Below are 23,220 nucleotides of genomic sequence, written 5' to 3' on the forward strand. Positions count from 1 at the left end.
TTATGCTTCTTCAAGAAGGATACTTGAAGCTTCAATTTTGCGAAGTGAGAGTTGGTAGCCCGCAACTTCTATGGCAATTGGATCGCCAAAAGGAGCTATAAGTTGGAGTGAGATTTCGGCTCCTGGTAAGCAGCCCATTTCCATGAGCTTTATCGATAGTACGTCATCGGTAAAACCTTTGATAATCCCCTTTTCGTGGATTTTGAGATGGGTTAGATTCCTCAATCTTTATTTAGATTAATTATAAAGAGCGCAATTTAGCAGTGAAGCTTGGCTTTACAAAGTGATAATTATCTTTTGTCTGGACTCAGTATCCAATCAGAGTGTCTTAATGACTGCCATTTGACCTGAGTGAGATCCGTTTGGCTATCTATCAACCGGACATTGGGCCCTTGGTTCAAACGTGTAAAGGCATCAACCCGAATTTCAACATCTCCTAAGCCCTCTTCTTGATAGTGTTTTTCGAGATATTGGGCAAACTGCCAAATCATATCTGGTTTTCCCACTATAGCTCCAGATTGCTTTCTTGTAAGAAACTTACTAGGGGTAACGGTCCAGGTGGAGTCTAGTGTTGTGGAGTTTACTTTAAAAGTCGTGTTGCCTGATTTATACCGAAGCATCATTCTCCAGGCCAATCTGTGGCCCTCCTCTGTATAGAATACGTCACCTTTATACAAATGGTGCCTCAAGGGAAGGTAAAGTTGTAGAATGAAATAACACAGAAAGAGAAATGCTATGGACAACCTCCTCATGGTAATTTGAGGTACGTTGAGGGAATCAAAATTGACAATAGGTTTCTTTTTGAAGAATATCTTCCTGATCAATTCGGGCTCAAAGAAGAATACAGATAAGCCAATCATCAAATAGGGAAAAATGCCTATTTGAAATACCACCGAGTTAAACAGATGGAAGAATATAGAGATAATAAATGCAGCTCTTCGGGTTTTCTTATAAAGGAAAAAGTAGATGATCAAACCATCGAATGCGATTCCCCCAATCACGACCGCCTTTTGTAGCCATGGTTCTTGAAGCAGGCTACCAATAAGCCAGTAGTCGCTCTTGCCTAGAAAATTCATGGCAATAAAGTCGCCTTCGAGCCACCCTGGATAAAATTTGTGTAGAGAGGCAAAGGTGTAGACAATCCACATTTGCAGAATGAAAATGCTAATGCACCAGCGGGGACAAGTGGTTGAAACTATGGCATTTTTTCTTTTTGCATCAATAGAGGCATAAGCATGAGCCGGCAAAAAGAGCATAAAGACGCAAAGAAGAATGAGGAAGTAGTAGTGATTATTGTAAGCGGACTTCTGCATCCAGTAGACCAAAGTCCAAAGCAGAGTAAAGCCTGCTATTCCGATGCGATAGTAAAAGCCAAACATGACCATCAACCCACAGATAGCCATTAACCCAAAGTGGATGTACATGGCATAACCATCAGGTGCTTGTAGCCACTCAAAGCCAATGATGGTGAAGTTAAATTCAGGCTCGATCAGAACTTTTCTTACCCAGCCGGTGAGTATTGCTCCGAAAGATTCTGCAAACAGCAGAAACCCAAAAATGATTCTGAAAAGAATCAAGGGGGCATTATCTACAGGTTGAAATTGCTTTCTTATCCAGATCAAATCGCTCAAATTTGAATCAATTCATCTAATTTACGGTTATAAAACCATGTCCGAAAAGAAAAAGAAGTCTATTGAAAAGCCAGTTCAAAAGAAGGTTCTTAAACAACCGAAAGAGAACGAATTGAATCTTGATGATAATCAGGAGCTTGACTTTGGCGGATTTCCAAAGGATGTTTCTTTAAAAAGAAATATAGGCTGTGGCGGCTAACTACTCCGAATAAAAGACTCTTTTTACGCGACCACTAATGTTGGTCAAAACTTCATAAGGTATTGTATTTCCCCATTCGGCAAGTTGACTCACGGTTGGATTACTACCAAAAATCACCACTTCATCACCTACTGTTACTGATAAGTCGGTAACATCGATCATGGTCATGTCCATACAGATGTTTCCCACCGTTTTGGCTCTTTGACCATTGACTAAAACATATGCATTGCCATTGCCAAAATATCTAAGGTAGCCATCGGCATAACCAATAGCGATGGTGGCAATAACCATATCATTAACTGCTTTCCCTTTTCGGCCGTAACCTATGGTTTCTCCCGCCTTTACGGTTCGAACTTGTGAGATTACTGTTTTCAAGGTGGCGGTATTTTGAAGTTTGTCTGCGTGTAAGTCACTCACCTCAATGCCATGTAGTCCAATGCCCAGTCTCACCATATTTTCTTGAAATGCATTATGCCGAACGATCCCTCCGGAGTTCAAAATATGTCTTATTGGCCTATGATTAAGGGCTGTTTCAATCCGATTGGCATATTCACGGAATAAGCTGACTTGCTCTTGTGTAAAGCCCTCATGTGTCTTTTCTTCGGAAGCTGCTAAGTGTGAAAAGACACTTTTTATTTTGATGTGAGGGTTGTTTTGAATCTTTTGGATTAAGGCGTCAATATCACCCTCATTGAAACCCAAGCGATTCATACCAGTGTTGAGTATGAGGTGTGCCGGTAAAACCTTGTTCACAAATCGATAGGCTTTAAGAAATGCCTCAAGTTGTTCCAGACTATAGATTTCAGGTTCAAGATCATACTCGATCAGCTTGTAAGGGTCATCTTGCGAAGCATTCATCACCATAATGGGCAACTTAACTCCATCTTGTCGCAACATTACCCCTTCATCGGCATAGGCAACGGCCAAATAGTCGACTTTATGGAATTCCAGCAGCTTACTAATTTCTGAACTACCCGCCCCATAGGCTAGCGCTTTGACCACAACCATCACTTTGGTTTCAGGCTTGAGCAAAGATCTATAGAAATTGAGGTTGTGCGTCACCGCATCTAAATTGATCTCAAGAACGGTCTTATGGCCTTTATCAGCCAAGGCCATTGAAATTCTTTCGAAGGCGAACTGGCGTGCTCCCTTTATAAGGATCAACTCTTTCTGAAACTGAGTTTGAGAGAAAGACTCAAGAAAACTCCCTGTGTCTTTATAAAACTCAGTAGGTAGGCTAAAGGCCTCTTTGTTTGCCGATAGTTGAGGACCTATGGCGATCAACTTGTCTATACCCTTCTGAAGAAGGAGCTTATTGAGCTCATGGTAAAATTGGAGTGACGCCTTATTTTGAATAAAGTCTGATAGAATGATCGATCTCTTGGTCAACTGTCTTTGTTGGTCCATAAAGTCCAGCGCTTTATTCAAGCCCTCCAAGTCATTATTATAGGTGTCATCAATGAGATAGGTATTGTTAATGCCCCGCTTCAGCTCTAAGCGCATCTTGATCGGGTTGATCATAGAGATGCCCTTTTGTATTTGAGCTTCTGTAAGTCCTATGTAAAGTGCGCAGATGATGCTATGAATTAGGTTTTCTAAAGACGCTTGATCTCTAAATTCGGAATCGAAAGAATAATGGTTGTTCCTAAAATAAACCTCAAGGTTTTGATGGTCGGTGATCTTGACTTGCGCAGTCGAATTGCTACCAGGGCTGGTGGACCAGCTAACTTTCTCCCCTGTGAAAGATGAGTTTATGGCGGCAGATACTTTGGTATGCTCTGTCCGAAAGATGAGTGCTTTGCTCTTCTCAAAGAGTTTTAGTTTCTCAGATATCTTTTGGTCTTCAGAGTCAAAGAATTCATCGTGGGCGGTGCCGATATTGGTGAAAATACCAATGGAAGGAGATAGCACTGATGCCAACTTAGCCATCTCATTGGGTTTTGATATTCCCGCTTCGAAAACACCAATATCATGCTTTTCAGAAAGTGGCCAAATAGAAAGTGGAACCCCAATTTGCGAGTTATAGCTTTTAGGGCTTTTGATCACATCATGCCTTACGGAAAGTATGGTCGATAACCATTCCTTTACTATGGTCTTACCATTGCTTCCCGTAATGCCGATGACTTCTTTGGTGAAGGCTTTCCTTTTTGTTCTAGCAATGGCTTGAACAGCAGCAACCGAAGATTCTACCTTAAGTATGTTGCAATCAGGGATAGGGCTGATGTCTCTCTCGACAATGAAATTTTTGATGCCCTTGGTAGAGAGCTCGGAAATAAAGTCATGACCTTCATGGTTAGGTCCTGATATGGCGATGAAAAGTTCGTTCGGCAAACCTTTGGCAGACCTACTATCCAGAGATAAATCGACAATGTCAACTTCAACTCCCTTACTCAATATCGAGGCGTCAATGATTTTGGCTATAGCTCCAATTTTCAATTCAAAAGGGATTAAAAGAGTTTAGCTCCATTTGGAACGGGAATATCTACCGTAGAGAGTACAACGTCTCCATTTTCATCCGGAAATCCAGTAATTAATATTTCAGACATTAATTTTCCAATCTGCTTGGGCGGAAAATTTGTAACACAAATCACCTGTTTGCCAATTAGATCGTCTATGTCATAGTGCTTTGTGATTTGGGCACTTGATTTTTTCACACCAATCTCGGCCCCAAGATCTACGTGAACAATATATGCAGGATGTCGTGCTTCAGGGTAGTCCTCTGCTTTGACTATGGTCCCAATATTCAATGAAACCTTTTCAAAATCTTGCCATGTAATAGTGCTCATAAGTACGTTGGGAAGAAGATAATCGATATTTACCAAACAAAAATTTGGCCTTGGCGTTAAGCTAGTTACAAAATTTTGTTATTTTTATGGCCCTTAAAAGAGTAAACTATGCTGAAAAAGGTCACAGTATTGGTAACAACTTGCTTTATAGGATTGTGTTTCACTAGTGTAGCGGCATTCGCTCAAGAAGGTGGTGAAGAAGATCCAGAAGAAGAAGTAATCGTTAACACCGATTCTTCTAGCACTGAAATATTGTTAGAAGAGGGCAAGCCTGAACCAGTTGGTGATATATTGAGAGGTCAGCCCGAAGATAGCCCTACAACGACTCCCAAGCCCATTATCATTGATCGTGTGGCTCCAAAGTTAGTTACTCCTCCAGTGAATAATTCTGAAAAGGTGAAAACGAAAGACGGAAAATCTGACGTTTCATTTAATATTTTCTATTACCTGTTCTACAAGTTCAAGCACGTAGACGGCTGATCCGTTATCCTAATATTCTCCGTTTGTAATTATTATTTGCAATACCGTTGCAAAAACCTATACTTTTGCTCCATGCTTAGGGGCCCTTTGTCAATTTTTCTGATTTTTCTTCTCGCGGCAGGCATTTCGAATGCCCAAACCCACTGTGTTTATGATATTAAGGGAAGAGTGATTTCCGCTGAAAGTGGTAAAGGAATCCCATTTGCTACAATAGAGATTACCGCAGATAGTGGTAAGCAGGTTTTAGTGAATAAGTCTGATGGAAGCTTCGAGGTTCTGAGTATATGCCAGCCAGAGGTGTCTATACTTGTTAGGTTTATCGGGTTTCAGACTTTTGAGGAGAAGATGGTCCTGAAGAGTGGTCAGAACGATATTGAAATCAAGTTACTGGTTGACGTAAAGAATCTCGGGGAAGTGACCGTGGAAGAAGAGAAGGTTGCAGATATAGTGACCATCCAGCGTAGTGAAATCAATAAAGAGGCACTGACCAAATCTGCAGGAGCCTCCTTAGGCGAGACCTTAACCGAGATCACAGGAGTCAATATGCTGCAGACGGGCCCAACTATTGCAAAGCCAGTCATTCATGGGCTTCATAGCAATCGTATCCTGATTCTGAACAATGGTATAAGGCAAGAAGGACAGAAATGGGGGCAAGAACATGCTCCTGAAATTGATCCCTTTGTAGCCAACAATTTAAGATTAATCAAAGGAGCTGCCGCAGTGAAGTATGGTTCTGATGCTATTGGTGGGGTCATTTTGGTCAACCCTGCAGAGTTGCCTAACAGCCCCTCGTTTTCAGGCAGGGTGAATGCACTAGGGGCTTCGAATAGCAGGTTGTATGCCACCTCTGCTCTTTTCGAGGGAGGTATAAAAGGTTTGGATGGTTTCGGATGGCGCGTTCAAGGTACTTTTAAAAAAGGAGGAGATGCTCAGGCGGCTGACTATCGCCTTACGAATACGGGTACTGAAGAACAAAATTTTTCCTTGGGCTTTGGCTATCATAAAGAGAATGCAGGCCTTGAGATTTTCTACAGTAGCTTCGATGCGGAATTAGGTGTGCTGAGAAGTGCGCATATTGGGAACCTGACAGATTTGCAATTGGCTATCAATAGTGATAGGCCCTTGTTTATCGAAGACTTCAGTTATGATATTAATAATCCATTTCAGGCGGTCAAGCATCAATTGTTGAAGGCAAATGGTCATGTTGAGTACAAGGATCTTGGTGATTTTTCCATACAGTATGGCCTTCAAAAGAATCAGAGAGAGGAGTTTGATATAAGAAGAGCAGGCAGATCTACTATTCCTGCGCTTTCGTTAGACCTAGTAACACATACGCTCGATGTTGACTTAGATATGGAGGTAAGAGGAAACTGGAAGTGGGATGTTGGTGCCAGTTTCTTATATCAGGTGAACGAGAATAATCCTGAAACGGGCATTCGTCCCTTGATTCCAGATTTTGAAAATTGGACCGCTGGTGCGCACGTCATTGGGCGCTTTATTAAAACAGCCTATGAACTAGAATTTGGTGTTCGATATGATTACAGGCATTATTTGGTAAAGCGTTTTGATCGGAATAATAACCTTTTGAAACCTGAATTTGATTTTAATAATGTGACTGGCTCTGTTGGAGCTGTATTCTTTTTGTCGAATGAATGGACCTTACGGTCGAACGTAGGGACAGCATGGAGGGCTCCGCACGTAAATGAGCTCTACAGTGAAGGGCTTCATCATGGGGCTGCTGCAATTGAAGAAGGCAATGATCAGTTAGTTTCCGAAAAGTCTGTCAAGTGGATCAATAGCTTAGAAAAATATACCGATCGGTATAGTTTAAATATTTCAGCTTACTACAACCTAATTACCGACTATATATACCTAAGGCCCGAAAGTGTAGCGCTGACGATACGAGGAGCGTTCCCTGTATTTGCCTATCGTCAGACTGACGCACTACTCTATGGCTTAGATACTGATTTTGAATATCGATTTTCAGATCGTTTAGAGGCTACAACTAAGTTATCCTTAATCAGAGCGAAAGACAGGCTCTTGGATAGTCCGCTGATTAACATACCAACTAGCCAATTGGAAGGAGCGTTCGTTTACAATTTTACTGAGGGGAGGCTCCAAAAACCATTTTTATCTGCTGGATTCAGAGCAGTGGCCAGACAGCGTAATGCGCCTAGGGTCGTAACGATCTCCGAGGTGCTGGAAGCAAGGAACAATGATGTTGATCTATTCGCGAGTGATCCATCAATCTTCGATTTTGTCGCACCACCTGATGGTTATGTCAATTTTAACCTCAGTGGCGGCTTTGACTTGAAATTTCAAAATGACCATAGACTGAACGTCTTTATGTCAATTGATAATTTATTCAATAATAGCTACAGGGATTACTTAAATCGCTTCAGATACTATGCAGATGATTTGGGAAGGAACGTGAGCCTTAAGCTTAGTTATAGCTTCTAATTAGCTATTTAACCAGACTCTCAATGTCTTTGAGTGTAAGGTTTCCTTCGTAGTACGCACGGCCAAAAATCACTCCTTTTACACCGATATCTTCGAGACGTTTGATGTCATCAACGGATCTTACACCACCACTGGCAAGGAAAAATATATCAGGAAACTTTTCTACCAGGCGTTCATACAATTCAAAATTTGGCCCCTCTTGAATGCCATCCTTGTCGACATCAGAACACTTGACGTACTTAATGCCCCGCATATAGAAATAGTCGATGTGATCGTCAAGTTCAGTTCTAGTATTTTTTTGCCAACCGCGTATCGCGATTTTGCCCTTCTTAGAATCTGCGCCCAAGGTGATTTTTTCACGACCATAAGAGAGCATCCATGAAGAGAACAATTCTTTTTTATCCACGGCTATTGAGGCTGCCGTAATGGAAGTGGCACCATACTCATATGCCTTGCTAATGTCTCCATCTGTTGAAATACCACCACTGAAGTCAATTTTCAGACCTGTGTATCCCGCGATTGATTCTAATATGTGGTAGTTGATTGGACTGCCTTTGAGTGCTCCATCCAAATCCACTATATGTATCTTTTGAATTCCGTACTCTTCAAATTGCTTCGCGATATCTACTGGACTGTTTTTATAGACCTTTTCACTCTTGTAGTCTCCTTGTTTGAGCCTAGTAAGCTTTCCGTCAATAATAGAGATAGAAGGTATAATTTGAATCATAGTGTCTCAGAAAAATCAATGGGGTTAAACTAGTAAAATTTAAGCTCACGAGCGGAGTGCAGAGTTTAAATTTTTGTTATAACCGAAGCTTATGAAAATACGAAAAATTAACGAATCCCCCAAGAAGGGCTCGAATCTTATTCTGGTTGGGCGTTCGTGATGAGTTTAAAGCCAGAGCCATGTAAGGTCATGATTTGAACGGATGGATCTACTTTCAAGTGCTTGCGCAGTTTTGCAATGTAGACGTCCATACTTCTGGCGTTGAAGTAACTATCATCCCTCCAGATCATCTTTAATGCAGTGGATCTATCCAAAGGCTGGTTGATATGTAAACAGAGCAACCTTAGAAGTTCAGACTCCTTGGACGTCAATTTTGTCTGATTATCGTTTTCAATTAGAAGCTGTTTATCGTAGTCGAAATGAAAGGCACCAAAATCAAAGTCTTTTTGGTCAGAAAACTGAGGGTTTTTCTCTCCCGTCCTTCTTAGAATAGCTTGAATTCTAAGGAGAAGTTCTTCCATGCTGAATGGCTTTGTGATGTAGTCATCGGCACCAATCTTGAACCCTTCAATCGTATCTTCTTTCATTGACTTGGCTGTAAGGAACATAATGGGTGTAACTGAGTCATTACGCCTGATTTCCTTCGCCATAGAAAAACCATCTTTTTTGGGAAGCATGATGTCGAATAGGCATAAGTCGAACGGCTCGCTTTTGAAGGCATTCAAGCCCTCTTCGCCATCTCGGCATAGACGAGTTTCATACCCTTTCAGGGAAAGGTATTCGTTCAATATTTGACCCAGGTTTGGATCGTCTTCTACCAATAATAATTTGAAACTAGCCATTGTTAAAGGGTAAGTAGATTTTAAATGTGCTTCCTTGTCCAACTTCACTTTTCACATTGATCGTGCCATGATGCAAGCCAACGATGTTTTTAACATATGATAATCCTAAACCAAAGCCTTTGACATCATGTACATTGCCAGTTGAAACTCGATAGAATTTATCAAAAATTTTCTCTATTGACTCTTTTGACATGCCAATCCCCTTGTCAGAGATCTTTAGAATGATACCAGTTGAAATGTTATCAGTTCTGATATGGATTTCAGGAGCTCCAGCAGAGTACTTATTGGCATTGTCCAATAGGTTGTAGATGATATTGGTCAGATGAACCTTATCAGCTTCGACCAATGGGTTAGAGGCAAGTAACTGACTGGTGATTTGTCCACCTCTCTTCTCAACGAGGATATTAATATTGACTAAAGCCTTTTCTATGATGTCATGGAGGTCGGCTTGCTCGAATTTGAGTTTGAAGTCTTTTTTATCCAGACTTGCGATCTGTAATACTTTTTCTACCTGAAGACCCAAACGTTTGTTCTCATCTCTGATTACTTGAACGTAGCGATCGACAATAGCCTTATTGCCCTTGATATCATCGTCCTGCAAGGCTTCAGTAGCCAATGAAACAGTGGCAATAGGTGTTTTGAATTCGTGGGTCATGTTATTCACGAAGTCGTTCTTGATCTCAGATAACTTCTTTTGCCTTAGGATAACCATGATTGCATAGGCAAAACATGCGATTACAATGATCAACAAGAGCCCGGATGCCGATAGGGGAACTATAGCCTGCTGCATAAGGTATCTTTTCTTACCAGGAAAATCTATAGCCAGATAAAACTCTTTTTCATTTAAATCGGTAGGGAAAAGATTTACGGCCAGGTCAGAATTCTTAATGCCTTCTTCATCACTTTTAAATTCTGCATTCAGTAGTTTCACTTCATTGGTAGGTTCATGCAGAATACCATAATTGTAAGGAATGTCTAAGCCTCTGTTTGCGAGTTCTTCAGACAGTAAAGTGTCAAGAACGTCAGGGTTTACTCTTGCAAAGAGGTTGTTGCTTCCCGCGAGATGATTAAACCAGCTTTGTTTCATCATCTCGATCCGTCTATTCATTTGACGCTCCATTTCAATTTGTCTAGCGCGAGAATTGGCAAGCTGGTTGGGGTTAAATCCGGGTGTTTGCATTAGTGATTCGAAACCAAACTCAAATACCACTTGACCAGTGGTTTCATCAACTAACTGGAAGGTACCTGACATGAATTCTTCTGAGGGAGGAATCTCGCCTTGTGGCATTCCTTCGCTGTTACTTACCAGGGTATTCATGGTGTCGAAAGGCACATTCCTTTGGGGTAATGGGCGGACCCCAGTGTTCATCCCACGTTGCAGAAAACTAATGTCATTTTCAATGGCCAGGCGCTGGGTAACCTGTATCAGGGCATCATTCACATTTTGGTTGAAGCGTTCCTTATTCACCTTGTTCACCTCAGTAATCCAATAGTACTGAAAGGCCACGAGTCCCAGAAGGGCGCAGCTTAGTAAACCAATCAACCAACGAATCCGCACACGGCTCATGCTTCAAAAGTACTCTAATTAATAGCCTCGAGATGCATGGTTAACAATTATTAACATCGTTTAACTACCCTTTAACATCCTTTTGCAGTACTTCTAAATATGTTTGTATCAATACTTTAAAAGGAATCAAATTATGAATTGGTCAAAACAACTTAAAAAGATGATCTCCCCAATCGCACTGGCAGTGTTGATTTTTATTGGGGTAGATCAAAGCGCCTTGGCGCAAGATGAAAACATCAAAGAAAGTCAGTCAGTCTCTATTTCTAGTACGGAAGATGGCAAGGTAAAACTCAAAGTTATTATCAAGAAAGGTAATGACGAGACGACTTTCGAAAAGACATATGATTCACATGAGGAGATGCAAAACGATCCTGATTTAGAAAAATATGGAATCAATATTGACTCTTTTGGGTTTGGAAAAGGTTTTGGGGGTCAGCCTAAATTCTTCTTCCATAATGGCCCGGGCAAGAGTTTTTGGAACCATGATGACTTCGATATGGATTCTCTGAGAAGTAGCATTAGAGGTATGATGAGAGGCTTTGGGCCGGGTTCCTTCTCTTTTGGCTTTGACGATGATGCTTTTGATATGGATTCATTGATGCAACGTTTCAATTTCAAAAATGACAATGGCAGGTTCTTCTTCAATGGAGAAGAAATGAACGATATTGATTCGTTGAGAGATGCACTTAGAGATAAGTTTGGCAACATGATGTTTGACTTTGATTTTGGCGATTGGGATGATGATGCCTTCGGCTCATTTAGCTTTGGTAATGATGACGATGATGTACGTGTTATTTCCAGGGTAAAGGTTTTCATTCGGTCTGCCCGAGATGAGGATAAGGAGGCTGCAGGTACGGATGATATGGAGGGCTTGGAGTTGAGAGATATCAACTTCTACCCGAACCCAAGCGATGGCCGTTTTGATGTAGAGCTAGAAACTGGAAGCGATGCCGCCATTCAAGTGTCAATCATCGATCCTGATGGCAATGAGGTCTATAACAGAACGGGGTCCCCTAGAGATGGCAGATATGATTTTCGTGTAGACCTAAGCGATCAGCGTAAAGGGATTTATATTATGAAGGTGGTTCAAAACAACAAGGCCCTTACAAAAAGGGTGATTATAGAATAGCATTTATACTTTCATTTTGGTTGAGGAGAGGAAGTTGTCAGAAAGCTTCCTCTTTTTCTTTTTATAGCCCTTATATTTGGCCTTCAATTTATTGCAATGCTTTTAGAGAACGACAGATACAAGGTTCAGGGAGTCGATTTGATTGATTTAGCCAATGAATATGGTACTCCGCTTTATGTGTATGATGCTGAAAAAATCAAGCATCAGTTTGACCGACTTAACAATGCTTTTAGTGGTGTTAAACTCAAGGTCAAATACGCCACTAAATCACTGACTAATCTGTCTATTCTGAAGCTATTGAAAAGCTACGGCTCAGAATTAGACTGTGTTTCCATTCAAGAAGTGAAGTTAGGTTTAAGAGCCGGTTTTGAGCCTGAACAAATACTCTATACACCGAATTGTGTTTCATTTGAAGAAATCAAAGAGGCCGTTGAGATTGGTGTGATGATTAACCTGGACAACATCTCGCTTCTTGAGCAATTTGGTCACGAGTATCATGGTTCGGTACCGGTTTGCATTCGACTGAACCCGCATATCATGGCGGGTGGTAACAAGAAGATCTCTACGGGTCATGCAGATTCAAAATTTGGCATCTCCATTTACCAAATGACTCACATCTTGCGTGTGGTGAAAACCTACAACCTGAATGTAGTGGGACTCCATATGCATACGGGGTCTGATATTCTGGATTCAGAAGTATTTTTGAGAGCTGCGGATATCTTATACGATGCGGCTAAAAACTTCGAAAACCTTCAGTTTATAGACTTCGGAAGTGGTTTTAAGGTGGCCTATAAAGAAGGAGATATTACAACGGATATTGAAGATTTAGGCAAGAAGTTAAGTGCCTCCTTTCAAGACTTCTGCCGGGAGTATGGGAGAGAACTAGAAATGTGGTTTGAACCTGGAAAGTTCTTGGTAAGTGAGTCAGGAATGTTTCTAGTAAAAACGAATGTAGTCAAGACTACTCCAGCAACAGTATTTGCGGGAGTTGATTCAGGAATGAATCACCTGATCAGGCCCATGATGTACGATGCCTACCATGAGATCGTAAACCTATCTAATCCTACAGGCACCCAAAGGGTCTATACTATAGTCGGTTATATCTGCGAAACGGATACTTTCGGTTTGGATCGTAAACTTGGCGAGGTTAAGGAAGGTGATATCCTTGCTTTTAAAAATGCTGGCGCTTATGCCTTCAGTATGGCATCCAATTACAATTCTCGTTTGAGACCTGCGGAAGTGCTGATCTATGAAGGCAAGGCCCACCTCATTAGAAAGAGAGAGGTTTTCGAAGACCTTACAAGAAACTTGGTAGAGATTGATATTTAATCAAACTGTCTTAAGGACTTTGCTTGTTGCTATTGATAAATCAGTATTTTAGCATAGCAAAAACTAGCTATAGACTAAGCGTTACACTCATGAAAAAATCAGTTCAAATCGTTATTCTTCTAGGCATTATGATGGCTTCCTTCAGCTTCAAAGATCAGGATGCGGCCTTAAAAAAGAGCATGGAAGACGGGAAAGGTACCTATAATGCTGTATGTATTGCTTGTCATATGGATAGTGGTCAGGGTATTCCGAATGTGTTCCCTCCATTAGCCAAATCCGACTACCTGATGGAAGATGTCGATAGGGCCATTGAGAGTTTGATCAAGGGTTTGTCGGGTGAAATCACAGTTAACGAGGTAAAATACAATCAGGTAATGCCAGCAAGTGGATTAAACGACAAGGATATTGCTGACGTTCTAAACTATGTCATGAATTCTTGGGGTAACAAGGCCAAGTCTACGCTTACTGCGGCTAAAGTTGCTAAGGTGAGAGCCAGCTTGAAATAGGTTCCTATAATAATCTTTATGTAGCGCAGTTAATAAAGGGAATGATGTACAGACTGTCTGTAAAATCCATCAAAAACATCATGAAGAAATTATTAGCTGCTTTTTTCTGTTTAATGCTTTGTGCCAATGGCTGCAAAAGCCCTGAAGAGGACACGAATCCACAGCTTGACAATCAAGAATTTTCAACACTGTTTACAGATCGGCAGTCTCTGGGTGAAATCCAGATTCCTGACCTGAATGAAGCTTCTGGCTTGGCCAGTAGTAGGTCGAACTCCTTGTACATTTGGTCTCACAATGATAGTGGAGGAGATCCACTTCTATACTTAATGACGCAAGCTGGTGCTGATTCAGGTCGTTTTGTTTTAGATGGTGCTCAAAATATTGATTGGGAGGATTTGGCTATCGGTCCCGGTCCGACCGTTGGTGAGCAGTACCTTTATGCAGCTGATATTGGAGATAATCGTGCTGTGAGAGATAACTATACGATCTACCGAGTTCCAGAACCTGATCTGACAGTACAGGATATTCCCGCTACATCCACCCTATCGGGTGTGGAAGCTATATCTTATGTTTATGACGATGGGAATGCGCGTGATGCAGAAGCCATCATGGTTGACCCAGCAACAAGTGATATCTATATCATCTCCAAAAGAGAAGCCAGTGTCATTCTTTATACACTGCCATTTCCGCAGAATACAGCTCAGTTGGATACGGCTGACAGGCTCAGGGTATTACCTTTTACCATGGTTACCGCGGCCGACATATCACCCAACGGGAATGAGGTGCTTATCAAGAACTATTTAAACGTTTACCACTGGTCTAAGTCAGGGTCTGAAAGCATTTCAGACTTACTTGGGACTACACCTGCCAGATTATCCTATACGGTAGAGCCTCAAGGTGAAGCTATAGCATGGCACAGTGATAATGGGACATACTTTACCCTTAGCGAAACGGGGAATAATGAGCCGGTGATCCTGTATAACTACAACCGCAACTAATTAGCTAGCGCTAATGGTATTGAGCGTAGCCGTAAATGCATTGTAATATGACCTACCAATAGGAATCTTTTTCTCACCCAGGTACACAAAGTTGGTATCAATGGCCGTCACAGCATCAACTAACACCACAAATGACTTGTGTACTCTCAAAAACCTGTCTTTCGGCAATTTGTCGGTGATTTCTTTTAAGGACTTTCTGATTGTATAGTCTCTACCATCATCAGCGTGAATGGTAATATGGTTACCATCGGCCTCAATCCAGTGGAGGTTTTCATACTTAATTTTTTCCAGTAGACTCTTCTTCTTGACAAAGATGGAATCATTGCTGTAGGTCGTTGGGTTCGCAGCTATCAATCGATCAGCACTGCCATTGGCTGCTAATCTGTTCTTATTGAAAAGCGCTACTTCAATAGCTGCATAAACATCGTCTTTGGTGAATGGCTTTACAATGAACCCAAGAGGTTGCGTATGCTTGGCTCTGTTAATGGTTTCCTTGTCGGAATATGAAGTGATGTATACAAAGGGTACTTTGTATTGTTCTTTTATAATGGATCCAAGCTCGATTCCGTCTTGATCTCCTTTAATCTTTACATCTAGTAGTACTAAATCCGGTCTGGAGCTCTTTATGGCCTTGATGGCTTGGTTGGCTGAGTTCGCTAATTCAGTATCGTCATAACCGAAAATACTCAACATTTCTTGCAGGTTTTCCGCAATAAATGGCTCATCTTCAACGATCAAGATGCGTGGACTTTGGCTGTATGGTTGTTCCATATCAGTAATTTTGGTTTAGGTGAATATCTGAAATTAATATTTTAATTGGCCTAATACCATTAAAATAGTATTTTAAAAATACTGAATTTCATATCTCTACGGGTAATTTGTGATGGAAAACATTTTTAAAGATACTTTAAACGATTTTGCGGATGCGAAGGTAAGAGACATGGATTTAGCGTCCGTTGTTTCCAACCTGAGTGAATCGGTGTGGTCCATCAACTTGACGACTGAGCCTTATGAAATACACTATCACAATGATCCTTTCGATCAATTTGGAGCGAATGAGGGTGATCAGCCTCCCCCTAAAACTATTGAAGACTGGCAAAAATTAATACACCCTGAAGATCGTGATAGGGTGCTGGAGGAGGTAGTAAATGCCTTGGGAACCGGCTCTGCAAGCTATGCTTATAGGATCAAAAGAAACGGCAACGGCTACAAATATTTTAGAGACCGTGTAAGTGTACTTTTCGAAGAAGGTAAGCCGATACGACTTGATGGAATCAGCATAGATATCGATAGTATTAGAAGGTCTCGCATGAACCTTGAGCTCAGTCAGCAAAGGCTTAAGAGTATTGTTGATGCACTTCCTGATCCAGTCTTCATTTCGACTAAAGACGAAGGAAAAATCATTTTTGCCAATGAGATACTCTTCAGTGTATATGAAATGAACCCTTCAGATTTTCTGGGTAAAAAGGCAGTGCAGTTCTACGAGAATTTTGAAGGAAGAAAATCATACATAAAACACCTCAGAAAGGATGGTCATGTTCAAAACCATGAACTCCTGTTAAAGAATAGAAAAGGAGAGTCCTTTTGGGTAAGTGCTTCAACAATGCCTTTGGATTTTCAAAGCCAGAACTGTTTCATTACCATTCTTCAAGACGTGACGGTTCGTAAAAACCTGGAGAGGGAGATCAAGGAAAGCAATGCAAGGTATCAGCTGGCTGTAGAAGGTACCAATGATGTCATCTGGGAGTATGACTTTAGATCAAAGCATTCTTACCTGTCCCCACAGTTTTGGGCGGGCATGGAATTGGAGCCTGAAGACAATCCGTTAACAGATGAATTGATAGGTAAATATTTGTATGAAGAAGACAGAAAAGGATTTTTAGATACTCTTTCTGAAGCATATGCCAATCAAGAAGGAGATTTGACCCTGGAGATTCGTTTTGTTGCAAATGAGGGGCGTATCATTTGGGTGCTTTTTAAGGCTCGGATTCTTTATGATAAAAATGGCAAGCCTCAACGTGGGGTTGGCTCGCTATCTAATATAACCTCCTTAAAAGAGGCACAATCACAGCTTAAGGAAAGTGAGGCTAAATACAAGCTGATTTCCGAGAACTCAAGTGATTGTATCTGTCTTCAAAAAATCAGCGGGGAATTCGTCTTTGTCAGTCCTTCTTCGACAGAAGTATTAGGCTACTCACCTGATGAACTTAAGGATGTAAATCTTTCCGATTTCGTTCATGAAGACTATCAACCATTAATGAGACAAAAAGTGGTTGATGTAGTCAAGGGGATAGATAAAACAGGCTCAATTGTTTACAAAGCCTATAGCAAAGGAGCCAAACCAGAGTGGCTGGAAACTATAGTAGGTGCCATTTTTGATGACGAAACCGGGCGCGCTATTTACATACAGACTTCTACAAGGAATGTAACAGAACGGATCGAGGCTCAAACCAAGCTTAAGGAAAGTCAAGAGCGCTACAAACTCATCACTGAGAATTCTAACGATATTGTTTCCTTGATGGATCCGACAGGTAAATACCTTTTCTTGTCACCATCTATAAGGGATAAAATGGGCTATGACCCTGATGAAATGCTGGGTAGAAATACTCTGGAATTTATTCATCCAGATGATCAGGGTATGGTGGCCGATGTTATTGGAGAGGTCGTTAAGCACAAAACGAAAGAAGATGCTGTCACCTTTAGGTTGAAGCACAAATCAGGCAACTGGAGATGGATAAAGGCCACAGGAGGTGTCATCTTAGACGATAGCGGCAATGTGATCTATATCCGATCTAACAAAACAGATATTACGGAGAGCAAGCTGACGGAAGATAAGCTTAAACAGCAGGAAGAGCAGTACAAATTGGTTTCGGAGAACTCAGGAGACGTTATCGCACTACACGACCTATACGGACAGCTGACCTTTGTATCGCCATCCTGCTACCGAATGCTAGGCTTGACGATCGAAGAAACGATGGCCATCAAGGACTTTGCCGGGCTTGTTCATCCTGAGGAAAGGGAGAAAATCCGAGATGCCTTCATCGATACTATCAAAAATACGAGGAAAGACACCATATCTTCGATTAGATTGAAACAGGCCAATGGCGAGTATTTGTGGGTTGGTGTGTCGCTTTCGGCCGTGCTTGATGAAAATGGGCGAACGAAGTTTGTTCAGACCTCAACGAGGGATATTTCGGAGATCATGAAGGTGATCGAAAAGGAGCGCCAGTTGAATAAACTGAAATCAAGCTTTATCTCAATGGCCTCCCATGAGTTTAGGACACCCCTTACGACTATCCAATCCAGTAACGAGTTGATCAGTATGTATCTGGATAGTACACAAGAACCCGTTGATACCAAGCTTTCTAAACATGTATTGAGGATTCGAACAGAGCTCGAACGCCTGAACTCTCTCTTGAAAGACGTATTTACGCTCGGTAGACTCGATGTCGGTAAGGCCAGATTGAATAAGGACATCACTTCGCTTACGGGCATTGTGAAACAGGTGATTTTAGAAAATTCGGTGTCTTATAAGGATAGGAAAGTCGTCATTCATACCGAGGGAGCGGAGCGGCAGGTAAAACTGGACAGTCAGCTGATCAGTCACGTGCTCTCCAATTTGATTAATAATGCCCTTAAGTATTCTCAGGGCGCAGAAGACCCTGAAGTGACAATATTCTATGAGGCTGATGAGATTCAATTGCAAGTGAGAGACTTCGGAATAGGTATTCCCAAAAAGGATCAAGAAGGGCTCTTTGAATCATTCTCACGTGCCTCAAATGTCGGAGACATTGAGGGTACCGGTCTTGGGCTTGTAATCGTCAAACAATTCGTGGAGATGCATGGTGGTACAATCACCTATGAATCAAAAGTCAATAAAGGCACAACCTTCACCGTTGTTATTCCTGATTTAGACTAGAAATAGAATCCAAACTTCACTAAGGGCAAGAAGGCTTCTTCTGACTTTGCGAATAATATGTTCACAGCAAAAGTGCTGAAGGGCGTTAGGTAAATACCCCCGCCATAACCATGGTGAAGGGTATCAGAGTCTTCACCATCTACCCATACGCGTCCTAAGTCGTTGAAAAGGATCAAACCAACTTTAGAAGGTAATATGTAGTTATTCCATTCAAACAGATCCACTCTTAGATCCAGTTGATGTGAAAAACTGCTCTCTCCGGCAAAACGAAATCTTCTAAAACCTCTTAGCGTATTGAAGCCATCAAGTCTACTTGCTTGGAAAAACTCGAAGTCTCCAAAACTTCGTTGGTAATTCACTCTTGTGGCGATTGAAGTTCTGCTGAAAGCTCCCAGTGCCCAGCGGAAAGTCAAATCTGAGTTCCACTGTGTGCTATTATTCGAGTTATCGTTCAATCCCCCATTGTAGGTCACTTCTGTATTGAAGGTAATACCTCTTTTGGGGACAATCGCATTGTCCTTAGTGTCAAAGTGAAGCCCAATACTCCCCCCAGCATATTCTTTGACATCAAATAGCCCATTTGGATTGAGACCGTTATTAACAAAGTCATTGATAAAACGATCCGGGCTTCTCTGAATGTCTATGCTTTGGTAACGGGCACCTAGGTTGATATGGGCCTTGTCTCCCAAATTGATGTTGATCGATGGGTTAACTACAAACTCTGTGAATCGGGTACGATAGAAAGTGAGGTCAATGTCATCGTCATAGATCGATTCATTACCTAAGCCAAAGAAGTTGTTTACAAAATTCGGGGCTTTGATACTTGCATCGAGCAGAAAGTCTGCCTTGCCAATGGCATCGGTAAATTCTCCGCTATACTCAAGATTGTATGAAGAAGTGGCCAAAGCATAATTGGCTGTGAAGCTTTGACTGGAAGCAAACGGTTCTTTTCTAAACCCATCTTTTCTGAACATGAACCCCGCTCCTAGAAACAAGCCGTCATCAGGGTTGAAGTTAAAGGATAGCAATGGCATCCGTACATCAAAGTCAAACTCTTCCATGTTATACCGGTTGATGGCCGGGTCTGAATCTGATCTTAAGTCTTTGGTCTCCTTGCCAGCTGTAAGCTGAGTGCCGGTTTGTGTATCATAGACTATCGTCTTCTTTTTTCCCTTGTTCACGGTGCTTTCATCAGTGATGATATCATCACCCTCTCCAGCAATTATTCGCACTAAAATGCCCTTATTGGTATTTCCTTTTACCTCAAATTCGTCTTCTCCACCGAAACCAAATAGTCTTATTTCATCCGTGACTGAGCTATTGAAAGTTCTTTGATACAGCACTTCATCTCTTTTCCCCTTTCTAGAGATTTTGTACATGGTCACTTTGGTATGCTCATCGTCAACTCGCTCCACAACAAAGTATTCTCGTTTATCGCTGCCTCGGACATCTACACCTTTGGAAATAAACTTGTAATAGTCGGCTGCCCATTCCGGGAATCTATCCCTTCTGTTTTTGAGCTTGCGAATGATTTCTTCCCCACGCAGATCATAGATTTCTTTCGGCCAGGACTTAATAGCCGATTCTATTACCTCATCTGTCAGCGCTGCTTTCAATTCATTGGCCTGTTTTAGCCAATCTTCCAATGAGGGCTCGGTCATGAAGTAACGATCGAACCAACGGATTCGGTAAAAACCGTAGGATGGTGTATAGCTAATGTTTTCTTCGAAACCTTTGAAAGCAGGTTGCGCCCATTTAGATGCTGCGAGCTTTTTAAAAGCACCTTCTCCTGCAAAAAATACCTGGTCACGGTCACGAGGAACAGGTTGATAGATGTTTTTATCGTCTTTCTTGTCATACTCAATCCATCGCCATTGATCGTCATGTCGATCCCAATCACCAAGCCACATATCGAATAGTCGATTGCGAACCACAAAGTCTTCGTCCACCTTGTTGTCATTATCTTTTCTTAGCTTGATGTACAGGTCCGGGCTTGAAATAACATCATCTCCTGCACCGAACATCTCTTCTTTGACCTGTTTCTTATTGACTCGCTCTTCAAAAAGGGCCAGTGAGTTGGCTAATTCTCTGCGGTATATCCCAAAACGTGGATCATCCGGTATAAAAACGATTTTAGGATTAGCATGGAAAATACCAGCCGCATCTGCCAATGCAGGAACGACTAATGGGGCATAGGGGTGAGATGCTGAAATACCATCCTGTACTACACTTTTGATAAATGTATTTCGCAGTTCCGGAGGTAAGGTCAAAGCAGGGTTTTTGTCCATGGATCGCAAGACATATTGCTTTCCATCTTCCGCTTCAAGCCTAAGAGAGGTTGTTTGGTGACCACCACCTTTTTTGAGAATACGCAATCCTCCCTTTTCTGTGGCAATATCAAAGATCGGGAACCTCATTTCCGTAGCCCATTCTTTTCGGTAGTTTTCCCCAAGCAGAGATTTGTGAAACTTCGATCTTCCTATATACTTCTTGCTAGCCGAAAATAGCGTATCCTGACCTGCAAAAGATATTCGGCTAAACCTTGCCATTAAGTCTTCCGGAGCAGGAGCAAAGGGTCTTTGAGAGATCACATCTGTGTATAGTTCTTTTACATTGCCTTGATCTGGAGTAAAGAAACTCAGTTTGGTCTGACCGTTAGCAAAGTAATCCAGACGCGCATAACCCATTGTATTGGAGGCAAACTGTGCATCGCCTTTTTGCTTTACGCGAGCATTGTTCTTAGCACCAGCACCACTTACAACAAAATGCATCCCTTCCTTTTCAATATGTTCAAGTGCATGCTCATGTCCCGCCACATGTACAATGTCAGGATGCTGAGACATTAATTGCACCATGCCATCTCTAAATCGCTTGTATTGTGGGTGTGGAGTATCTTGAATATTGCCAAACCACTTTCTGTATAGGGGGTAAATCGATCCAATAATGGGCAGCGGAATATATGAGATTGGTTTTGGGATACTTTTAGAGGCGGTTAATGGGAAAATGTGGTCTTTGGCACTAAAGACTCCTCCGTGAATGCCATAGGTATACATAGGATGATGAGACGCTACTATTACTTTTTTGTGCGCATTCCTCAAGAGGGCATCCTGAAATAGAGCTGCCACATCTGTGAGATTGTTAACTCCACACGCCTCGGTGGGTTTCTTACCCTTGTGCAGAAACCACTGAGTGTCCATTGTGATAAGTGTGATTTTGTCAGTGAGCTCCACCTCAAATGGACCTGGGCATCCGCCAGTCGGTAGCCAAACATCAGTACTGTCAAGTGCATTTTCAACGTACTCTTCCTGTATGTTGAGCCATTCTAAACCGTAAGCCCTTCCTTGTGCCCAGTCATGATTTCCCGGGATGAATACTCTTCTTCCTTTAAAATCTCTGACAGCCTCTATTTGTCCGTCAATTGCAATTTCAGCCTCACCTCTCAATGGATGTCCAACTGGTGGCAAACCTTTCGGGTAAATGTTATCTCCCAGATAGATAACAGCGCCTTTATCTCCAATTTTAGCAAGCTCATCTTTCAACTTTGTGAGTACAGGATTCTCATAAGGTTCTCCTGCATCACCGACTAGAAATACAGAGTAAACAGGGTCTTGCTGGAAGGCATAAGAATTACCAACTATGCAGATAAGTATTAGGAAGGTGAGGAGATATCGGTTCATTTGTATTGAGGTAAGGATATGCTTCTAAACTCGTATTTCAACAAAAAAATTCATTGAGCTTAATACTGAGTATTAATGAAGATAACAATTAGGCCTGATAGGCACGGTATAAATGCTTAATTACTAACGAATTTTAAAATGGTGCCACCCTCGCCTTCCACCTCATTCGAAATAAACAAGTCGCCATTCGGCATGAAGGCAATGCCTTCAGGTTGAGGAAATAGGCTGCCTTTCAATTTTGTCAAGTGCTTGGGTTTTCCTTCAGCATCAAATACCAAGAGCGATCGCTGGACAAAAGAGAGCACATAGACTTCTCCAGTTGTGGGGTGAACAGCTACTGCAGAAGGTTTGAACTTAAATTTACTACCTACGACTCGTTTTAGCTCTTTGTCTTGGATGACATGGCGAGGAGTTTTTTGAAAACTTTCGGTAGGTAAATGGAAGCTATAAATCGCCTTTCCTTTGACGTCAACACCTTTTATATCCCCATCTTCCTTTAAGGCAATAAGCAGGTGATCGGTATGCGGATCATGTCCCAAACCTTCCACATTATTCCCAGAGTCAAATGGAGTTTTTATTTCTTCCACCACGCCCTCCATGTGTACGTTGAAACGGTAGAGTTTGCCATTACTTTTTATTGCATATATATAATCGCCAACACGCTCGATGCCCTCGAAATCGCCATCCCCATGAAACCTTACCCTATGCACCACTTTTCTAGATTCAAGGTCATACACGTACATTCTTCCTTGCTCATCATTAAGCATGGCCAGCTGATTATCTTCATAGAATGACAATGCTGAAACTTCCTCCAGATACTCAGGAAGAATGTATATTTCATCAGGGTCCATCAAATCATAGGCAAAGACACTATCTGCCTGTGCAAAAGACTTGGAATAAATTGCTAACGAGAATAAAATAAAGACGATCCTTAACGTTTCTTTCATGGCTTATGGAACAAAAATACGCA

18 protein-coding genes are annotated in these 23,220 nt (G+C 41.6%); 8 read left to right on the forward strand and 10 right to left on the reverse strand.

Features of this window, described 5'->3' with window-relative positions; all coding sequences use genetic code 11:
* Nucleotides 1–225 carry a ferrous iron transport protein A gene (locus BFP97_RS16170; RefSeq protein ID WP_069843418.1) on the reverse strand — a complete coding sequence of 75 codons (225 nt, stop codon included), beginning with the start codon at nt 223–225 and terminating at the stop codon, nt 1–3.
* Between the two features lie 65 nt (nt 226–290).
* Nucleotides 291–1,622, reverse strand: coding sequence for an HTTM domain-containing protein (locus BFP97_RS16175; RefSeq protein ID WP_255399475.1), 1,332 nt, complete (start codon nt 1,620–1,622; stop codon nt 291–293).
* 46 nt (nt 1,623–1,668) lie between these two features.
* Here BFP97_RS16175 and BFP97_RS20765 point away from each other — a divergent pair, with 46 nt between their 5' ends.
* Nucleotides 1,669–1,830, forward strand: coding sequence for a hypothetical protein (locus BFP97_RS20765; protein ID WP_170827490.1), 162 nt, complete (start codon nt 1,669–1,671; stop codon nt 1,828–1,830).
* Here BFP97_RS20765 and BFP97_RS16180 read toward each other — a convergent pair whose 3' ends face one another.
* Together BFP97_RS16180 and BFP97_RS16185 are read right to left on the reverse strand one after the other, a co-directional pair.
* Nucleotides 1,831–4,266: a bifunctional UDP-N-acetylmuramoyl-tripeptide:D-alanyl-D-alanine ligase/alanine racemase gene (locus tag BFP97_RS16180; RefSeq protein WP_170827491.1), complete on the reverse strand. Its 2,436-nt coding sequence runs from the start codon at nt 4,264–4,266 to the stop codon at nt 1,831–1,833.
* Nucleotides 4,267–4,277: 11 nt separating this feature from the next.
* Nucleotides 4,278–4,616, reverse strand: coding sequence for a tRNA-binding protein (locus BFP97_RS16185; RefSeq protein ID WP_069843419.1), 339 nt, complete (start codon nt 4,614–4,616; stop codon nt 4,278–4,280).
* A gap of 108 nt (nt 4,617–4,724) precedes the next feature.
* On the opposite strand from BFP97_RS16185, the gene BFP97_RS16190 reads away from it, so the two are divergent.
* On the forward strand, nt 4,725–5,096 hold the full coding sequence (locus tag BFP97_RS16190; protein WP_069843420.1) for a hypothetical protein: 372 nt from the start codon (nt 4,725–4,727) through the stop codon (nt 5,094–5,096).
* A gap of 72 nt (nt 5,097–5,168) precedes the next feature.
* On the forward strand, nt 5,169–7,556 hold the full coding sequence (locus tag BFP97_RS16195) for a TonB-dependent receptor (protein ID WP_069843421.1): 2,388 nt from the start codon (nt 5,169–5,171) through the stop codon (nt 7,554–7,556).
* 4 nt (nt 7,557–7,560) lie between these two features.
* On the opposite strand, the gene BFP97_RS16200 is transcribed toward BFP97_RS16195, so the two are convergent.
* The 3 genes from BFP97_RS16200 to BFP97_RS16210 all read right to left on the reverse strand — a co-directional run bounded on the left by BFP97_RS16200 (nt 7,561) and on the right by BFP97_RS16210 (nt 10,692).
* Nucleotides 7,561–8,283, reverse strand: coding sequence for a HisA/HisF-related TIM barrel protein (locus BFP97_RS16200; RefSeq protein WP_069843422.1), 723 nt, complete (start codon nt 8,281–8,283; stop codon nt 7,561–7,563).
* 137 nt (nt 8,284–8,420) lie between these two features.
* A complete protein-coding gene (locus BFP97_RS16205; protein ID WP_069843423.1) occupies nt 8,421–9,125 on the reverse strand; it encodes a response regulator transcription factor in 705 nt (234 codons plus the stop codon).
* Nucleotides 9,118–10,692 (reverse strand): sensor histidine kinase, encoded by a 1,575-nt coding sequence (locus BFP97_RS16210; RefSeq protein ID WP_069843424.1) that lies wholly within the window; start codon nt 10,690–10,692, stop codon nt 9,118–9,120. The genes BFP97_RS16205 and BFP97_RS16210 overlap by 8 nt, the downstream gene beginning before the upstream one ends.
* A gap of 133 nt (nt 10,693–10,825) precedes the next feature.
* On the opposite strand from BFP97_RS16210, the gene BFP97_RS16215 reads away from it, so the two are divergent.
* The 4 genes from BFP97_RS16215 (at nt 10,826) to BFP97_RS16230 (ending at nt 14,654) form a co-directional block, all read left to right on the forward strand.
* A complete protein-coding gene (locus BFP97_RS16215; RefSeq protein WP_069843425.1) occupies nt 10,826–11,821 on the forward strand; it encodes a T9SS type A sorting domain-containing protein in 996 nt (331 codons plus the stop codon).
* Between the two features lie 96 nt (nt 11,822–11,917).
* Nucleotides 11,918–13,150: a diaminopimelate decarboxylase gene (lysA, locus tag BFP97_RS16220; RefSeq protein ID WP_069843426.1), complete on the forward strand. Its 1,233-nt coding sequence runs from the start codon at nt 11,918–11,920 to the stop codon at nt 13,148–13,150.
* Between the two features lie 89 nt (nt 13,151–13,239).
* Complete coding sequence (locus BFP97_RS16225; RefSeq protein ID WP_069844357.1) at nt 13,240–13,656, forward strand: c-type cytochrome; 417 nt, start codon at nt 13,240–13,242, stop codon at nt 13,654–13,656.
* 80 nt (nt 13,657–13,736) lie between these two features.
* Nucleotides 13,737–14,654: a hypothetical protein gene (locus BFP97_RS16230; protein ID WP_139135340.1), complete on the forward strand. Its 918-nt coding sequence runs from the start codon at nt 13,737–13,739 to the stop codon at nt 14,652–14,654.
* Here the strand turns inward: BFP97_RS16230 and BFP97_RS16235 are convergent, their stop codons facing one another.
* A complete protein-coding gene (locus BFP97_RS16235) occupies nt 14,655–15,425 on the reverse strand; it encodes a LytR/AlgR family response regulator transcription factor (protein WP_069843427.1) in 771 nt (256 codons plus the stop codon).
* 112 nt (nt 15,426–15,537) lie between these two features.
* Here BFP97_RS16235 and BFP97_RS16240 point away from each other — a divergent pair, with 112 nt between their 5' ends.
* A complete protein-coding gene (locus BFP97_RS16240; RefSeq protein WP_069843428.1) occupies nt 15,538–18,573 on the forward strand; it encodes a PAS domain S-box protein in 3,036 nt (1,011 codons plus the stop codon).
* Here the strand turns inward: BFP97_RS16240 and BFP97_RS16245 are convergent.
* A complete protein-coding gene (locus BFP97_RS16245) occupies nt 18,570–22,250 on the reverse strand; it encodes a BamA/TamA family outer membrane protein (protein ID WP_069843429.1) in 3,681 nt (1,226 codons plus the stop codon). The genes BFP97_RS16240 and BFP97_RS16245 overlap by 4 nt on opposite strands.
* Before the next feature lie 116 nt (nt 22,251–22,366).
* Nucleotides 22,367–23,197, reverse strand: a complete 831-nt coding sequence (locus BFP97_RS16250) for an SdiA-regulated domain-containing protein (protein WP_069843430.1) — start codon at nt 23,195–23,197, stop codon at nt 22,367–22,369.
* Nucleotides 23,198–23,220 lie beyond the last annotated feature (23 nt).

The organism is Roseivirga sp. 4D4, from assembly GCF_001747095.1.
GTDB lineage: Bacteria > Bacteroidota > Bacteroidia > Cytophagales > Cyclobacteriaceae > Roseivirga.

Excerpts from the sequence above, each read along its gene's own strand:
- BFP97_RS16235 (WP_069843427.1), bottom strand. The coding sequence starts at position 15,425 with ATGGAACAACCATACAGCCAAAGTCCACGCATCTTGATCGTTGAAGAT.
- BFP97_RS16215 (WP_069843425.1), top strand. The coding sequence starts at position 10,826 with ATGAATTGGTCAAAACAACTTAAAAAGATGATCTCCCCAATCGCACTG.
- BFP97_RS16210 (WP_069843424.1), bottom strand. The coding sequence starts at position 10,692 with ATGAGCCGTGTGCGGATTCGTTGGTTGATTGGTTTACTAAGCTGCGCC.
- BFP97_RS16225 (WP_069844357.1), top strand. The coding sequence starts at position 13,240 with ATGAAAAAATCAGTTCAAATCGTTATTCTTCTAGGCATTATGATGGCT.
- lysA (WP_069843426.1), top strand. The coding sequence starts at position 11,918 with ATGCTTTTAGAGAACGACAGATACAAGGTTCAGGGAGTCGATTTGATT.
- BFP97_RS16185 (WP_069843419.1), bottom strand. The coding sequence starts at position 4,616 with ATGAGCACTATTACATGGCAAGATTTTGAAAAGGTTTCATTGAATATT.
- BFP97_RS16250 (WP_069843430.1), bottom strand. The coding sequence starts at position 23,197 with ATGAAAGAAACGTTAAGGATCGTCTTTATTTTATTCTCGTTAGCAATT.
- BFP97_RS16245 (WP_069843429.1), bottom strand. The coding sequence starts at position 22,250 with ATGAACCGATATCTCCTCACCTTCCTAATACTTATCTGCATAGTTGGT.
- BFP97_RS16205 (WP_069843423.1), bottom strand. The coding sequence starts at position 9,125 with ATGGCTAGTTTCAAATTATTATTGGTAGAAGACGATCCAAACCTGGGT.
- BFP97_RS16230 (WP_139135340.1), top strand. The coding sequence starts at position 13,737 with ATGAAGAAATTATTAGCTGCTTTTTTCTGTTTAATGCTTTGTGCCAAT.
- BFP97_RS16240 (WP_069843428.1), top strand. The coding sequence starts at position 15,538 with ATGGAAAACATTTTTAAAGATACTTTAAACGATTTTGCGGATGCGAAG.
- BFP97_RS16190 (WP_069843420.1), top strand. The coding sequence starts at position 4,725 with ATGCTGAAAAAGGTCACAGTATTGGTAACAACTTGCTTTATAGGATTG.
- BFP97_RS16195 (WP_069843421.1), top strand. The coding sequence starts at position 5,169 with ATGCTTAGGGGCCCTTTGTCAATTTTTCTGATTTTTCTTCTCGCGGCA.
- BFP97_RS16200 (WP_069843422.1), bottom strand. The coding sequence starts at position 8,283 with ATGATTCAAATTATACCTTCTATCTCTATTATTGACGGAAAGCTTACT.
- BFP97_RS20765 (WP_170827490.1), top strand. The coding sequence starts at position 1,669 with ATGTCCGAAAAGAAAAAGAAGTCTATTGAAAAGCCAGTTCAAAAGAAG.